Here is a 15,812-nt window from a genome sequence, read left to right as displayed (position 1 = left end):
GGGGGCCGCGGCCGGTCCGTGCCCGGTGGAGCGTTGGATCTCCGGGGGAGTCGGGAGGCCGTCGACAGCGGGGGCTGGGGTGTGCCGGGGCCTCGGTGCGGGCTCGGCGCCGTGTGTTGCCGGGGTGGTGGGCGCGCCGGGATGGGGCGGCCGCTGTACCGGCCCGTTGGGCAGGGGAGCCGGTGAGGCCTGCTGGGGCGTGGGTCCCGTGCGACGCGGGGTGCGCTGGACGTGTGGGGCCGTCTCGATGGCAGCAGGCGTGGTGGCGGGGGCTTCCGCGCGCCGGAGGTGCGGGGCGGGCTCGGCGTTGTGTTGAGCTGGGGCCACTGCTGCGGTGGGTGCTTCGGGACGAGCGCGCTGAACAGGATCGTTGTGCCCGGGGGTTGGGGCGTTCTCCCGGGCCTCGGGTCCCGCTGCGCGCGGGGTTCGCTGGACGTGCGGGGCTGTTTCGGCGGTAGCCGAGGTGGCTGCGGCGGGCGCTGCCGTGTGCCGGGGGCTCGGTCCGGGCTCGGCACCGCGTGTTGCCGGGGTGGTAGTTGTGCCCGGACGGGGACGCTGAACGGGCCCGTTGGATACGGGAGCCGGTGATGCCTGCTGGGACGCGGGTCCCGCGCCGCGCGAGGTGCGCTGGACGTTCGGGGCGGGTTCCGCTTGCCGGGGGTGCGGCGCGGGTGCGGCGGGCGCGCCGGGGTGTGCCCCCGGGGTGGTCGTTGCGGTGGGCGCACCAGGTGCGGGGTGCAGAACGGGCGCCGTGGAGGCGGGGGTTGGTGAGGTGTCCACGGGCGCGGGTCCCGCGCCGCGCGAGGTGCGCTGGATGCGCGGGGCCGGCTCGGCGGCTGCCGGGGCGGGTGTGGGCTGCGGCCGGCTCGCGGCGGCGGGGGATGGCGGTGCAGTGGGGGTGCGCTGCGCAGGCGCCGGCGGGGGAGTCGGGGCCGGCTTCGGCTCGGGCGCGGCGGCTGCGGCCGTTCCGGCCGGCGGGAGACGGTGGGTGGGGAGGGGGCGCGGGTTCGGGCCCGGGGCGACCGGGGTGAGCGCGTCGCGCAGCAGCCCCGAGGGGGCCGAGGCGGCCACCGCGTGCCCCAACGCACCCGTGAAGGCCAGGCTCTGCTGCGTCGCCAGCGTGGCGGCGAAGTCCCGCTCGGCCGTGAGCCGCGCAGGCCCCAGCACCCGCTGGACCGGCTCCGGGACCGCGGACCAGCCGCTGTCCGCCTCCGCGGCGTGCACGCTCGGCGCCTCGTCCGGCCCGGCCGCCACCGCCGGCTCCCGCCGACGCCTCTTGAACAGCCCCATGCCCTGCCCCTTCCTCTCCTCGTTCCCCCGCTACGGCGCCGGATCCACCAGACCCGCCGCCCTCCGTACGTACGCCCGCCGATCCGCGTGTTCCAGGTCGAGGATCGCGTCCAGGTCCCAGTGGAAGTGGTAGGCCAGGTACGCGGTCTCCTCCTCGACCAGGTCGGCCGCGTACGTCACGATTCCCCCAGGCGGCTCCCGGCCAGTTCGACCTCGAACGCCCCCTCGCAGTGCGGGCAGGAGACCGCCGCGCGGGTGTGGCCCTCCGCGTTGATCCGCCGGTAGAAGTCCTGGAGGAAGGCGAGGTCGGAGGCGAACATGTTCTCCACCGTCCCGTCGTGCACCACCGCCATCGTGCCCAGCCGGGTGATCACCCGGCCCAGCAGGACCACCGACAGGTACGCCGGGTTCTCCCGCACCCGGACGTCCCGCAGCGGGACCAGCTCGTCGCGGGCCGTGGCCAGCCGCATCGCACCGACGCGGTGCACCGTCCCCGCCTCGTCCACGAACCCCCGCGGCAGCTCGAACTCGAACTCCGTGCGCAACGGCTCCCGTACCCCCGCGGAACCCACCGCACCGGTACCGGCCGCCGCCGGCGCCGCGTCCATCGCAATGCCCGGACCCTGGCGCCGCATTACTCGATGACCAGCTCTTCGAAGGTGATCGTGACCTGCTCGGTGAGCGCGGAGGAGGCACCCGCCTTCACCGAGCTGACCTCCACCTTCGAGCACCAGGCGTTGCGGAGGTTGTACCGGCGGACCGGGTTGTCCTGGTAGTCCATCATCATGATCGTGGCGTTCTTGCGGGCAGAGCCCATGTCACCGCTGATCGAGGCCTTGATCCATTCGGTGAACGCGCTGGACTGGGTGGCCCCGCGCGTCACCGAGCACTGACCGGCCTTCTTCACACCCGGCAGCTTCTTGATGACGGGCCGGCCGTCCGCCGAGACCTGCTGGTACTCGATGACGTCCTGCTCCATGGAGAGGCTGCTGACCTCCTGGAGGAACTCGACCATGACACCGTCGATCTGCAAGCCGAAATTGTGTGAGGTGAGGGCGTCACCGGGCTGAAGGGACATACGTCGCTGCTCCTTGTACGTGTGCACGCGCGGACGTGCCGCGGTGGGGAAGAGGGCGGGGCGGGGGACGGGTACCGGTACCAGTACCGGTACGGAAGCCGCGGCAGCCGTCGTGGCCGGGCCTCAGGGCTGCGGCCCCCGAGTCGATGCGGGCGGGCTATTCCTCCAACTCCCCGCCCCCGCCCGAGAACTGGGCCAGCCGGAACACCACGAACTCGGCCGGCTTCACCGGCGCGATCCCGATCTCGCACACCACCCGGCCCAGGTCGACCGACTCGACGGGGTTGGTCTCCGCGTCGCACTTCACGTAGAACGCGTCCTCGGGCCGCTGCCCGAAGAGGGCGCCCGAACGCCACTCGTTGACGAGGAACGCGGAGATGTTGCGGCGGATCCGCGCCCACAGCGCCTGGTCGTTCGGCTCGAACACCACCCACTGGGTGCCGATCAGGATCGACTCCTCCAGGTAGTTGAAGTAGCGGCGTACGTTCAGGTACCGCCAGGCCGGGTCGGAGGCGAGGGTGCGCGCACCCCAGACGCGGATGCCGCGGCCCGGGAAGGCCCGGATGCAGTTCACGCCGACCGGATTGAGCAGGTCCTGCTCGCCGCGGGTGATCTGGAGCTCCAGATCGACGGCGCCGCGCACGATCTCGTTCGCCGGGGCCTTGTGCACTCCCCGCTCGGCGTCGTTGCGGGCCCACACACCGGCCATGTGTCCGGAAGGCGGCACCACCTTGGTCTGGCCGCTCGACGGGTCGAAGACCTTGATCCACGGGTAGTACAGGGCGGCGTAGCGGGAGTCGTAACCGGCCACTTCCATGCGCCACTTGCGGATGTCGCGGGCGTTCAGGCCGGGCGGCGGGTCGAGGACGGCCATCCGGTCGCCCATCATCTCGCAGTGCGCGACCATGCCCAGCTGGACCGCTTTGACCTGCTCCAGGTCTATCAGGCCCTGCTGGTAGGCGGCCATCAGGTCGGGCGCGGAGACCATGTTGATCTCGTCGAGGGCCTCCAGGCCGCCGAAGCCGGTCCGGTCGGCGGAGTCGCCGATGAACTGCGCGGTCTCCAGCCTGACCGCCGGGTCCGCCGCCGGTGCGGTGGCGGCCGGGACGACGGGCGCCGCCGCGGCGGGCGGGGCCAGGGCCAGCGACTGGGCCTCGGGGCGGGCCGGTGCGACGCCCGGGGTGGCCTCCTCGACCGCGATGGTCTTGGAGCGCTGCCGGACCTGGGTCACGACGTAGTTCCGCGCCGACTTCCTGGCGCTGACGTCGAACTCCTCGACGAGGCTGTCGCCGTCCTTGACGAGCAGCTTGAACCGGTCGCCGCTGCCCTCGGCCTCGACGTCCTGCACCTCGACGGTGAGGGAGCCGCCGTTCGCCCGCCCGGCCGTGAGGGCCGCGACCTTGAACGAGCCGAGCGCGACCGCCTCGCCGGTCGTGACCGCCGGCTGTACGGGCGCGGCCGCGGCCGGAGTCCCCGCAGGCGCGGCGGACGCACCGGCGAGCGCCCCGCCGACCCGTACGACGTAGGCCGCTGTCCCGCCGTTGTTGAAGAACCCGTACACGGAGTGCGCGAGGTAGCAGCCGTCCGTGAAGTCGCCGAACTCCGCCACGTACTGGGACCAGTTGGTCACCAGCGTGGGTTCGTTCAGCGGCCCGAAGGGAGCCAGCCCCACGAAGGCGGCGACCGAGGTCCCCACCCCCTCGATGGGCCGGGACCCGCCGGCGACTTCCTCTACGTAGACGCCGGGAGACAGGTAGTTCGGCACGGGGTGCTGCTCCTTGCTGCTGATCGGGCGGTCGGGGGCCGCGACGGGCGGCGACGGGCCGCGGCGATGAGCCCAGGCCGGATTTCCACTGGTCGAACTGACCTTCGCCCACGCGGGCGCTCTCGGGGCAGGTCCGGGCGGACGCCGTCGGGGGCAGCTCGGGCTGCCCGCCCGTACACCCGGGGAGCGTCCGAAGTAACGTTCCTCCTGGGCGGTGTACGCGAAGAGCGGAGGCGGCGCGTGGGAACGAACGAGCGCGCGGCGGGCGGCTCGGCCGGGCTGCGGTTCCGGATGCTCGGGCCGATGAACGCGCGGGCGGCCGACGGGTCCCCGATCGCCCTGGGACCGAACCAGCAGCGGGCACTGCTCGCCGTACTGCTGCTGCGGGGCGGCCGGACGGCGCCGATGGCCGAACTGTGCGACGCGCTCTGGGGCGAGCGGGTGCCGCCGCGGGCCGTGGGCACGCTGCGGACGTACGTGTCCCGGCTGCGCGCCCTGTTCGAACCGGAGCGCCCCGCCCGTGCCCCTGCCCGGCTGCTGGTGTCCGCGCCCGACGGGTACGCCCTGCGGCTGTCCGACCCCGTCGTCGACATCGAGCAGTTCGAGCGCGGGCTCGCCGACGCCGCCCGGCTGCGCGCCTCCGGAGCCACCAGGGAGGCGTACCGCACGCTCGGCGAGGCCCTGGCGCTCTGGGCGGGCACCCCGCTCGCAGGGCTGCCCGGCCCGTACGCCGAAGCCCAGCGCGACCGGCTCACCGGGATGTGGCTCACCGCCCGCGAGGACCACTTCCACGGGGCGCTCGAACTCGGGCTGGACCGCGATACGGCGGCCGTCGCCGACCTGCGCGCCTTCGCGGCCGAGCACCCGCTGCGCGAACGGGCCCAGGCGCTGCTCATGCTGGCCCTGCACCGGGCAGGCCGGTCGGGCGAGGCGCTGGCGGTGTACGAGGCCACCCGCGAGACCCTCAGCCTGGAACTCGGCACCGCCCCCGGCGCGGAACTGACCGCCCTCCACCGCAGGCTGCGCTCCCGTGCGGCCCGCGCCCCGGAGCCGAGCCGCCTGCCGGTGGAGGGCTTCGCCCGGGACCCGGGCCGCCTGCCGGACGCCGGCTTCGCCCGGGACCTGGGCCGCTGGCCGGAGGCCGGCTTCGCCCAAGTCCCCGCCCCCATGCCGGGCGTTGGCTCTGCCCCTGGCCGCAGCTTCACCTCGGACTCGGGTCTGGGTCCGGACCTGGGCCGTATGCGGGACGACGGGCTCGTCCAGGACCCTGGCCGTTTGCCGGATGCCGGTTTCGTCCAAGTCCCCGACCCTATGCCGGGCGTTGGCTCTGCCCCTGGCCGCAGCTTCACCTCGGACCCGGGCCTGAGCCCGGACCTCCGATGCATGCCGGACGCCGGCTGCGCCCCAGACGTCGGCCGCGCCCCGGGCGTCGGTCTGAACGCGGACCTAGGCTCGCCCGCGGGCGCCGACTACGACCGTGCACTCGGCCTGACCCCGGACGTCGGCCTGACCCCGGGCCCTGCCCTGGCCCCGGACGCCGGCTGCGCCCCGGACCCCCGCTGCACGCCGGACGTCGGCCTGACCCCGGGTACCGGCCTGGCCCCGGACGCCGGCTTCACCCTGGACCGCCGGCTTACCGGGGACGCCCGCTTCACCCCGGGCCCCGGCTTCACCGCAGGGTCAGGCCTGGCCCCGGACGTCGGCTTGGCCCCGGACGTCGGCTTGGCCCCGGACGCCGGCTGCGTCCCAGATTCCGGCCTCACTCTGGACCCCCGCCGCACGCCGGACGCCGGCCTGCCCTCGGCGCCGCCCCGCCTGACCCCGGCTGCCCGCCGCGCCCCGGACGCCGGACGTGGTCAGGACCCCCGTCAGGCCGCGGATCCCCGCCAGGCCGCGGATCCCCGCCAGGCCGCGGATCCCCGCCAGGCCGCGGACGCCCGCCGCGCCCCGGACGTCCGCCGGAGCCCGGGCGCCGGACGTGGTCAGGACGCCCGCCTGACCCCGGACGCCCGCCTGACCCCGGATGCCCGCCGCACCCCGGGCGCCCGCCGGAGCCCGGACCCCCGTCAGGCCGCGGACCCCCGTCGGGCCGCGGACGTCCGCCGGGGTGGGGAGGCGGGGCCTTCGGGCAGGGGGCAGACGGCGGCCGGGCCTGCGGCGGGGGTGCCCTTCGTGGGCCGGGACGCCGAGATGGCTCTGCTCGGCGAGCTGCTGACCGGCGCGTCGGCGGGTGTGCCCGTCGGGGTGCTGACGGGTATGCCGGGTATCGGGAAGACCGCCCTGGCCGCCCGGCTGGCCGAGCAGGTCAGGCCGTACTTCCCGGACGGGGTGCTCCGGGCCCGCCTCGGCGCCGGCAGCGCCGCCCCCCTTGCCGGGCTGGTACGGGCCCTGGGCGTTCCGGAGACGGCGGTGCCCGACGGGATCGAGGCCAGGGCGGCGCTCTACCGCTCCCTCCTCGCCGGGCGGCGCGTCCTCGTGCTGCTCGACGACGCCCGCGACACGGCCGGGCTCCTGCCGCTGCTGCCGGGGACCCCCGGCTGCGCGGCGCTCGTCACCGCGGCCGGGCGCGGGCTCGTCGTACCGGGGGCGCGGCTGATCGACGTACCGGAACTCGACGACGAGAGCGCCCTGGGGTTGCTCGGTGCCCTCGTCGGCGCCCGGCGAACCCGGGAGGAGCCCGCAGCGCTGCGCGAACTCGCAAACCGGTGCGCCGGGTTGCCGCTCGCGCTGCACCTCGCCGGGCGACGGCTGCGGACGGAACCGGAACTGTCGGCAGCCGCCCTGGCGTCGCGCGGCGGGACCGGACTCCTGGCGCGGCTGAGGGCGGACGGCCGGACCGTCGAGGACGGGTTCCGCCGCCGCTGCGCGACGCTCCCGGCAGAGGCGGTACGGGCGCTGCGCGTCACCGCCACCGCCACGGATACCGCACCCGGCGGCTTCGGCCCGGCCGAGGCCGCCGCACTGCTGGGCGTCACCGAGGCCGAGGCCGCCGACACGATGGAGGAACTCGTCGACTCCGGACTCCTGCGGCCCGGCGCCCCGGGCCGCTACCGCTGCCACCCGCTGGTCCGGGATTACGCCCGCCAGGGGCTGGGATCCCCGGCGGACTGAGCCCCGTACGGACGGGCAGTCAGGAGTGCCCCCGGGCGGGTACTTTCGGGCACCGGCCGGGGTACGCCCGCCGCCTAGCCTTTCCGCATGACGATGTGGACCACTCTCGATCCGGCCGCCGTGGCCGTCGACCCCGGCGGGCAGGCCACGGCGCGCCTGCGGGTACGCAACACCGGTGACACGGTGGAGGAATACCGGCTCTCGATCGTGGGCGACCCCGCCGGATGGTGCCGGATCGAACCCGGGACCCTGCGCCTCTACCCGGGCAGCGAGGGGTCCGCGGAGATCTCGTTCGCCCCGCCCCGTTCCCCCGACGCCCCGGCCGGCCCCGCCTCGTACGGGGTCCGCGTGGAACCGCGCGAGCACCCGGAGCTGCGCGACGTCCTGGAGGGCCGGGTCACCGTCGCGCCGTTCACGGAGCTGCGCGCCGAACTGGTGCCGCCGAGCCTGGTCTCCCGGTTCCGGGGCCGGGCCGGCATCGCCGTCGACAACCTCGGCAACACCCCCCTCACCGCCTCGCTCACCGCCCGCGACGAGTCCGGCCGGCTCACCTACGACATCCGCCCGGGATCCGTCCAAGTCGCCCCGGGCAGGGCGGCCTTCGCCGAGCTGGAGATCCGTCCCCAGCGGATCCGCTGGACCGGGCAGGCCGAGACGCACCGCACGACGGTGACGGTACGCAGGTCCGGCGACGCCGCGCCCCTGGAGCTGACCGGCGACTTCGAGCAGCGGCCCGTACTGCCGGGCTGGCTGCTGATCGCGGGCGGACTTCTGGTCACGGCCGGGGTGGCCTTCGCGGTGTTCTGGTTCGGGTTCTCGCCGAAGGTGAACTCGGCCGCCGGAGAGGCGAAGGCCGAGGCGGGCGCGGTCCTGCCCAACCCGCTCGGCGGCCAGAGCCCGCTGCCCGCCGCCCCCGCGCCGCCCACGGACCCGGCAGCCCCCGTCGGCGGAGTGCCGGGCGGCGGCGATCCCCTCCAGGGTGGTGCGGGAGGCGCCGGTGGCGGGAGCGTCCCGGGCGGGGGCGGCGGGGGATCCGGCGGTGGGGGCGGTGGGGGCGGCGGGGGAGCGGCGCCGCCCCCGCCGGGCGGGAACGCGCCCGGCGCGGCGAAGCAGGGCCCGCCCTGGCGGGCCGGCTACCAGTCCGACGTGGTGGTGCACTTCGCGCAGCGCAGGCTGTCGACCCTCGGCAACAACCCCTGCACCCTCAAGGGCCAGTGGAAGGAAGGCGTGATCGACGCGCCGACCGAGGCCGCGCTGAACTGCTACCAGCGTGCCGTCATGGCCGACGAGAAGACGAGCCGCGCGCTCACGGCCACCGACCCGCTGGGCACCCTCGGGCGGGCCACCCTCACCTCCCTCTGGCTGCAAGGGGTCGGGGTGGGCGAGCTGACAGCCGGAGCGAAGAACTTCGAGGTCACCCGGCTCGACGCGGCCCTGCGATGGGCCACCCAGGCCAGCATCTCGGACAACGACCTCCAGGCGGACCGGTCCTTCGCGCAGCTCGGCGTCAACTACTACAAGGCCGGCGGCCGCAACGGAGCCCCGAGCACCTACGACAACAAGATGCGCGACCGGGTGCGGGAGTACCAGCAGTCCGTCCAGCTCCCGGTGACGGGCGTCATCGACACGAAGACCCTCAACACCCTGCTGGGCGGCTCCGTCAACGGCCCGGGCCGCCCGGGCCGCTGACGACGGCGCCGACCGGTCGGCGCCGACCGCACCCGGTCGGCGCCCCTGGGCAGCCCGCAGCCCGCAGCCCGCAGCCCGCAGCCCCCGCCCCCGCCCCCGCCCCCGCCCCCGCCCCCGCTCAAGGCCTGCCGGGCCGCGCCCGTGCCCTACGGACTCCAGGGCGCGGCGCTGCCCGGCACCAGCCGGCCCGCCTTGACGTACTCCCGGCGCGCGCCCTCCCGTACGTCCCCGGCCGTCACCGGTCCGTCGCCCCGCACGCGCGCCGCGTAGCACGCGGTGAGGGCGGCGGACCGGATCGAGCCCCCCGCCAGCTCGAACTCCGCGGCGCAGCGGTCGAGTTCCGCCGCCACGTCGGGCCCGGTCGGCGCCCCCGCGAGAGCCCCTCGCCACAGGCTCGCCCGGAGCGAGGCGTCGGGGAACGGGAAGTCGACGACCACGTCCAGGCGGCGGGTGAAGGCCTCGTCCACATTGGCCCGCAGGTTGGTGGTGAGGACGGCGATGCCGTCGAAGGACTCCAGCCGCTGGAGCAGGTACGCGCTCTCCAGATTCGCGTACCGGTCGTGCGAGCCCCGCACCTCGGAGCGTTTGCCGAACACCGCGTCCGCCTCGTCGAAGAGCAGCACGGCATCGGTGCGGTCCGCCTCGACGAAGATCCGCTCCAGGTTCTTCTCGGTCTCCCCGACGTACTTGTCGACCACGGACGACAGGTCCACCACGTAGAGGTCCAGGCCCAGTTCACCCGCCACGACCTCGGCGGCCAGGGTCTTCCCGGTGCCGGACGCCCCGGCGAACAGCGCCACGACCCCCCGCCCGCGCCCCCCGCCCGTCCGCAGCCGCCAGCCGCCGAGCACCTCGTCCCGGTGGCGGGCCCGCCCGACCAGCTCCGCGAGCTGGGCCCGCGGCTCGGGCGGCAGCACCAGGTCGGCGAAGCCCACCGCGGGCCGTACCCGCCGGGCCAGCCGTCCGAGCATCGGCGCCGACAGCCGTCGGGCGGTCAGCCGCACGTGCCGCGGCGCGAGCTCCACCCCCTCCAGGGAGGCGAGCTCCCGGGCCGCCCGGGCGACCTCCTCCAGTTGCTCCCCGCTCAGCCGGTACGAGCGGACCGCCTCGGCCAGCGGCACTCCGAGCGCGGCGGCTTCGCCGCTGCGGGCGGGCGGTCCGGCGGCGGCCGAGTACCGTGCCGCCTCCAGCGGAATCAGGGGGAGTCCCACCGCCCAGCCCGGGTCGTAGGGGTCGTTCCCGGCGAAGACCGAGGTGGTGTCCGGGGCGGCGACCGATGCGATCAGCGGGCCGGGATCCGCCGGCAGGGCCGTGACCACCACCGCCGTCCCGGGGCCGCGCAGCCGGGCCTCGCGGCGCAGGAGCGGTCCGGTCCCGTGCTCCTCCGGGCAGCGCGACCGGTGGACCAGGACCGTCCGCCCCGCGGCCCGAAGCGCCGCGATGACCGAGGCGGCCCCGGCCTCGCCGCGCCGCTCGTGCAGGTGGACGGTGACCGGCCGCCGCGAGCGCGCCAGCAGGGCGGCCGGATCGGCGGTGTCCACGGCATCGGGCCACGCGGCCGGCGGTTCACCGGTGGGCTCCAGCAGCGCGACCCCGGCCCGGAGCAACTGCCCGTCGAGGCCGTCGTCGCCGAGCAGATGGGCCACCACACGCTCCGGAACCCGCAACGCCCTCCCGGGCAGCGGGCGTTCCTCGTCCTCCAGGACGAGCAGACCGCCCGCGATCAGGGGCGCCGAGGGGTGGAAGCGGCCCCGGGGGCGGGGGAGGTGCGGTCCGGTACCGGCCAGCTCCAGGGCCAGCGCGACCGAGGCCCGCCGTCGGCCGACGTCGTCGTTGAGGTAGCCGTAGAGCGGCTCGAAGCGGCGGTCCACGTCCGGGGCCAGGGCCGCGAGCAGGATCCGCAGATCCAGCGCGGAGAGCCCGAAGTCCCGTACGAGCGGACCGATCCGGTCAGCCCGTCCCGGGCCCTCCGCCGCCTGGTCCGGCCCGTCCGACCCGCCTGCCCCGTCCGACCCGCCTGCCCAGTCGGCCTCGTCGGCCCCGTCCGCCCCGTCCGTCTCCTCCGCCTCGGCCCCGGTGGCCGCGTCCGCAGCCGTGCCGCCGGTCCCGGCGCGCAGTGCCGTGTCCGGGGTGACGTACAGCCCTCGCAGCGGATCGTGCGCCGTCGGGTCGTCCGCCGAGCGGGCGGCGACCAGACCCGTCACCGTGGCGCGCAGGGCCGTCAGCCGCCGCAACAGGGCCTGCGCCGCCTCACTCACCGGACCTCCCGGGCAGCGGAGTGCGCAGCATGCGGGGCCGCACGTCGGCCGGGACGCCGTTCCTGCCGCGTACGGTGACCACCGCACCCTCGGTGACCGGCGGACCCACCGGGTAGACCGGCGTGACCGGGAACGGAACGGTGATCACGACGTCCAGCGACGGTTTGAGCTCGCCACCGAGCGCGGACCAGATCTCGGCCAGCGAACGGGACTCGGCGGGCGGTACCCCCACGGACAGCGAGATCGCCGCCCGGTGCGTCCGCAGGGACTGCGGTACGTCCTCCTCCGGCAGCGCCTCGTAGGGCAGCAGCGCGGCCAGCGCCCCGGCCAGCATCCGGTGCTCGTCCTCGGGCCGCGCGGTCCACGCGGTGAGCAGGTACGAGAGCCGGAACCAGCGGGGCGGCTGCCGCCGGTGCAGTACGACGCCCCGGTCGTCCCGTTCCGCGTACGCGCCGCGCTCCCTGCGGGAGACCTCCTCGCGGATGTCGTACAGGTACGCGTTGACGGTGGGGGAGTTGCGCCGCGCCGCCCACTCCCGGGTGGGAGCCTCGAGGGCGATGTCGCCCGTCCCTTCCGGCAGCGCGCCTCGGCGCAGGAGGCGCCGCAGCGCCTCGTCGATCTCGTGGATCATGTGATGGGGTGTCCTCGGTGCGAGCGGATCCGCTGGATCCGGCCATCGGGTGGCGCGCCGGTGCGATGCCGCGGTCGCGCGGTTCCGGTGTGGTGGGCTGTCGCGGTCGCGCGGGGGCGTCGTCGTGCGCCGTACCGCGGCCGGGCGTTGCGGGGCCGCTCAGATGTAGCCCTCGCGCAGTGCGTAGGCCACGGCGTGTGCCCGGTTGGTGAGCTGGAACCGGGTCATCAGCGCGTGCAAGATGTTCTTGACGGTCCGTTCGGAGTAGGCGAGCTTGCCGGAGATCTGCCGGGTGTCCAGCCCCTCCGCGATGAGCCGCAGCACATCCGTCTCGCGCGGCGCCATGCCGAACAGCGGTGCGTTGACCGCGCCCGCGCAGGCCGTGGCCGTCTCCGAGCGGCGCAGCCGGCCCACCTGGCCGAGGACCCGGCTGATCAGGTCCGGAGGCAGCACCCCTTCGCCGTGCGCGGCCTGCCGTACGGCCTTGACCAGGCTGTCCTCGGTGGCCTGGTGCCGCCAGACGATGGCCCGTACGCCGTACTCGACGACCGTGAGCAGCTCCGGTTCGCGCAGCTCGCGGGCGACGAGGACGACGCGCTGTTCACCGCCGCGCAGGACGCGGCGCAGTTCGGCCGAGGTCTCCTCGTCGATCCGGTCGATCAGCATCACGGCCACGGTGGCGGCGGGCACGAGCCCGTCGCGCTCCCGGGCCCGGGGCACGATCTCCAGGTACGGCTGACGCTGCAGATGGCTGACGACCCCGGCCCGGCCGAGTGGATCGGTGGCGTGGATCGTCACGGTGATGCGGTCGGTCGACACCGGCATCTGTGTGGTCCTTTCCCCCAAAGCGGTCATGACGAGCACACGGTGGCGGAGATGGATCAACAGCCTGTCGACGATCGATGGATGCCCCGTACGCCCGGCCCCGGCGGGTGGCCGCCCAAGGGCTGTCGGCGGACGGCCACCGGCGAGGTCAGAGGGTGTCCAGTACGGCGTGTGCCTGCGCCGTCTCGGCCGGGCGGAGCGGGCCGAGCAGGGCGATCGCCTCCGTCAGCCGTTCCCGTGCCAGGCCGGTCTTGCCGAGGGCCGCCCAGGCGGTGCCGACCAGCCGCAGCGCCCGTGCCTCCGCGAACAGCCAGCCCTTGGCGCGGCTCAGTTGCAGCACCCGCTCCCCGCATACGAGGGCCTCGCCGGGCCGGCCGGCGGCGAGGTGGCAGGACGTCTCCTCCAGCTGGTTGAACACCTCGAAGTTCGCGAAGCCGTGGCGCGCGGCCAGTTCGGTGCCCTCCCGCAGGCCCGCGATCCCCTCGTCGGGCCGGCCCTGCTTGGAGGCGATCCCGCCCAGCACGTACAGGGCGTAGATCTGCACCGAGGCGTCGCCGGCCGACCGCGCCCAGGCGAGCGCCGTCCGCGCCGCCCCGGCCGCCTCCTCGAACCGGCCCAGGGCGGTGAGCGCGATGGCCGTGCACGAGCGGGCGTTCGCGGCCCCCCACAGGTTCCCGCAGCCCTCGCCGGTGGCGATGGCCCGGTGCTGGAAGGTCAGCGCCCGCTCGAAGTCCGACCGGCCCCACCACACGAGCCCCTGGCAGGTCTGGATCTCCGTCAGTACGGCCTCGTCACCCGCCTCCCGCGCGTCGAGTTCGGCCTCCCGCAGGACCCGCTCCGCCTCGTCCAGTTCGGCGAGCTGGTAGAGCGCCCCGCCCAGCATGTAGCCCAGCCGGCCCCTCGCGCGCGGCTGTCCCCGCTCCTGGGCGATCCGCAGCATGAGACGCGCGGGCCCGACCATCGCCGCCCACAGGAAGGACCCGTCGAGCACCGGATCGAGGGCCAGCACGAGGTCGGCCGCGAGCCCCACGGCCGAGGGGTCGGCCAGTACGGTCTGCACCGCGACGGCGAGGACGGAGGTGTGCCGGGCGGTGAACATGCGCGGGCCCTGTCCCGGTGCCGTCACCGCGATGCCCGGCGAGACCGTCGGGGTGAGCAGACCGGCCACCGGGTGGTCCCGGCGCTCGACGGCGTACGCGTTGCGGGCCGAGGCGAGGTGGTGGTCGGTCAGCCGCGCAAGCGCCGCCGCGCGGCCCGCCGCACCGTCCTCCTCCGCCGACCGGGCGCGGGCGAAGGCACGGAGCAGGTCGTGGTACCGGTACCGGTCCGGAGCGGGCGATTCCAGCAGTCCGAGCCCCGTCATCCGCTCCAGGAACTCCTCGGCGTGCGCCGGGTCCAGTCCGGCCAGCGCCGCCGCGCCCGCGACATCCGCGTCGTCCTGGTCGGGCAGTGCCAGCAGCCGGAACAGCCGGGCCTCCGGCTCGTCGAGCAGCTCGTAGCTCAGCTGGAAGCACGCCTCGACCCCGTCCTCCCCGCCGGCCGTGGCGGAGAAGGGCGAGCGCCGGCCTTCCAGCAGCGCCAGGAACGCCGCGACCGACCAGCCCGGCCGCGTCGCGAGCCGGGACCCGGCGATGCGCAGGGCGAGCGGCAGTCCGCCGCACAGCTCGGCCAGGGCGGCGGCCTCGGCGGGCTCCGCCGCGATCCGGGTCTCGCCGACGATGCGGCCGAGCAGGGTCACGGCGTCCGCCACCGAGAGCACGTCGAGCCGGATCCGCAGGGCGGCGGGCAGCTCGGGCAGGGTGCTGCGGCTGGTGACCAGGACGGCGCAGGCGGAGGAGCCCGGCAGCAGCGGCTCGATCTGCGCGATGTCCCGGGCGTCGTCGAGCACGAGCAGGACGCGCTGCCCGGCCAGCCGGGACCGGTACAGGCTCGCGCGCTCCTCCAACCCCTCCGGGATCGCGGAGTCCGCCACCCCGAGGGCGCGCAGGAAGCCGGCCAGCACCGCACCCGGTTCGGCCGGATCCTCCCGGACACCCCGCAGGTTGGCGTACAGCTGGCCGTCGCGGAAGTGCTCGCGCAGCCGGTGGGCCGCGTGCAAGGCGAGCGCGGTCTTGCCGACACCGCCGATCCCGCCGAGGGCGGAGACCACCACGGTCTCGGCCCCGCTCGGGGCCAGGGCGCCGAGGAGCTCGCGCGCGTACCGTTCCCGTCCGGTGAAGTCTCCCGTGGCGTAGGGGAGCTGGGCGGGCGGCGGCAACGGAGGCAGGGACGGCGGGGCAGGCGGCGGGGGAGCCGTGGACGGACCGGTGCCCGGCGGCGCCGTCCCCGCCGCGCCGGGCACCACCGCCCGGGCCTCGCCGGGCCGGCCGCCCCGCTCCAGTGCCGTGGCCAGCAGTGCCTTCAGCCGCTCGTTCAGCGGGTGTTCGGCGCACAGGGCCGTCAGCTCCGGGACCAGTCGCGCGTGCCGGTCCAGCGCCAGGTCCAGTTCCACCCGCTCCAGCAGCACCGAGAGCCGCAGTTCCGACAGCCGCTCACGCTGGATCCGGGCGAACGGCCCGGGCAGGCCCGCCAGGGGCACCCCCCGCCACTTGTACAGGGCCGTCTCGAACAGCCGCGCGGCGCTGCCCAGGTCGCCGGCCGCCACCCGCTCCCGGGCCCGGGCCACCTCGGCCTCGAAGTTGGCCAGATCCACCGCGCTGTCCGGCACTTCGAGCGCGTACCCCTGGCCCTCCGTGACCAGGCAGGGGCCCAGTACCCGCCGCAGCCGGTACACGTACGAGCGCACCGTGCCCGCTGCGGTCCGGGGGCTGTCCTCGCCCCAGATCCCGTCGATGAGCTCGTCCAGCCCGCCGACCCCCGGCCGCCGGACCAGCAGCATCGCCAACAGCAGCCGCTGCTGCGGCGGCCCGAGCGCCAGGACGGCATCACCCTGCCAGGCCTGCACCGGCCCGAGCAGGGAGAAGCGCGGTACGGGCGGTATGGACGGATCGCTCAAGGAGTCCCCCTGTTTCCCTCAGTGCGTGTCCCGCTGTCCGAATCGGGATGATCTTCGCAGGGGAAGGGGGTCTTCCGCTGCGATCAGGCCATGGCGCGGCCGTCCCCGGGCGGTGGATTCGGACGGACACCCGCCACTTCCGGACGAGTTGCTCACGCTTCGTCCCGCTC

General features: G+C 75.5%; 10 protein-coding genes. 2 read left to right on the top strand and 8 right to left on the bottom strand.

All coding sequences use genetic code 11. From position 1 onward, the window contains the following. Positions 1-1,320 precede the first annotated feature (1,320 nt). The 4 genes from ACZ4TG_RS10050 to ACZ4TG_RS10035 all read right to left on the bottom strand — a co-directional run bounded on the left by ACZ4TG_RS10050 (position 1,321) and on the right by ACZ4TG_RS10035 (position 4,133). A complete protein-coding gene (locus ACZ4TG_RS10050) occupies positions 1,321-1,470 on the bottom strand; it encodes a hypothetical protein (RefSeq protein ID WP_468161155.1) in 150 nt (49 codons plus the stop codon). After that, positions 1,467-1,925 carry a hypothetical protein gene (locus ACZ4TG_RS10045; RefSeq protein ID WP_468161154.1) on the bottom strand — a complete coding sequence of 153 codons (459 nt, stop codon included), beginning with the start codon at positions 1,923-1,925 and terminating at the stop codon, positions 1,467-1,469. The genes ACZ4TG_RS10050 and ACZ4TG_RS10045 overlap by 4 nt, the downstream gene beginning before the upstream one ends. After that, a complete protein-coding gene (locus tag ACZ4TG_RS10040) occupies positions 1,925-2,368 on the bottom strand; it encodes a phage tail protein (RefSeq protein ID WP_468161153.1) in 444 nt (147 codons plus the stop codon). Before ACZ4TG_RS10040 ends, ACZ4TG_RS10045 begins: the two co-directional genes overlap by 1 nt. 157 nt (positions 2,369-2,525) lie before the next feature. Next, positions 2,526-4,133, bottom strand: coding sequence for a phage tail sheath family protein (locus ACZ4TG_RS10035; protein ID WP_468161152.1), 1,608 nt, complete (start codon positions 4,131-4,133; stop codon positions 2,526-2,528). Between the two features lie 240 nt (positions 4,134-4,373). Between ACZ4TG_RS10035 and ACZ4TG_RS10030 the strand changes: the two genes are divergently transcribed. Then, a complete protein-coding gene (locus ACZ4TG_RS10030; RefSeq protein WP_468161151.1) occupies positions 4,374-7,244 on the top strand; it encodes an AfsR/SARP family transcriptional regulator in 2,871 nt (956 codons plus the stop codon). Between the two features lie 87 nt (positions 7,245-7,331). Beyond that, positions 7,332-8,933: a peptidoglycan-binding protein gene (locus tag ACZ4TG_RS10025; RefSeq protein ID WP_468161149.1), complete on the top strand. Its 1,602-nt coding sequence runs from the start codon at positions 7,332-7,334 to the stop codon at positions 8,931-8,933. A gap of 146 nt (positions 8,934-9,079) precedes the next feature. Here the strand turns inward: ACZ4TG_RS10025 and ACZ4TG_RS10020 are convergent, their stop codons facing one another. The 4 genes from ACZ4TG_RS10020 to ACZ4TG_RS10005 all read right to left on the bottom strand — a co-directional run bounded on the left by ACZ4TG_RS10020 (position 9,080) and on the right by ACZ4TG_RS10005 (position 15,642). After that, a complete protein-coding gene (locus ACZ4TG_RS10020; protein ID WP_468161148.1) occupies positions 9,080-11,191 on the bottom strand; it encodes an ATP-binding protein in 2,112 nt (703 codons plus the stop codon). Beyond that, positions 11,184-11,822, bottom strand: a complete 639-nt coding sequence (locus tag ACZ4TG_RS10015; protein ID WP_468161147.1) for a Pvc16 family protein — start codon at positions 11,820-11,822, stop codon at positions 11,184-11,186. Before ACZ4TG_RS10015 ends, ACZ4TG_RS10020 begins: the two co-directional genes overlap by 8 nt. A gap of 159 nt (positions 11,823-11,981) precedes the next feature. Next, the gene (locus ACZ4TG_RS10010; RefSeq protein ID WP_468161146.1) at positions 11,982-12,647 is read right to left on the bottom strand and encodes a response regulator transcription factor; all 666 of its coding nucleotides are present in this window, start codon (positions 12,645-12,647) and stop codon (positions 11,982-11,984) included. 148 nt (positions 12,648-12,795) lie between these two features. After that, entirely contained in the window at positions 12,796-15,642 is a 2,847-nt protein-coding gene (locus ACZ4TG_RS10005) for an AfsR/SARP family transcriptional regulator (RefSeq protein WP_468161145.1), read from the bottom strand. Positions 15,643-15,812: the final 170 nt, after the last annotated feature.

The sequence above is a fragment of the Streptomyces sp. NPDC028314 genome (assembly GCF_055565795.1).
This window is presented reverse-complemented; position numbering and strand designations above follow the sequence as displayed.

Coding starts and splice junctions, on each gene's coding strand:
- ACZ4TG_RS10045 (WP_468161154.1), bottom strand. CDS start 1,925: ATGCGGCGCCAGGGTCCGGGCATTGCGATGGACGCGGCGCCGGCGGCG.
- ACZ4TG_RS10040 (WP_468161153.1), bottom strand. CDS start 2,368: ATGTCCCTTCAGCCCGGTGACGCCCTCACCTCACACAATTTCGGCTTG.
- ACZ4TG_RS10025 (WP_468161149.1), top strand. CDS start 7,332: ATGACGATGTGGACCACTCTCGATCCGGCCGCCGTGGCCGTCGACCCC.
- ACZ4TG_RS10015 (WP_468161147.1), bottom strand. CDS start 11,822: ATGATCCACGAGATCGACGAGGCGCTGCGGCGCCTCCTGCGCCGAGGC.
- ACZ4TG_RS10010 (WP_468161146.1), bottom strand. CDS start 12,647: ATGCCGGTGTCGACCGACCGCATCACCGTGACGATCCACGCCACCGAT.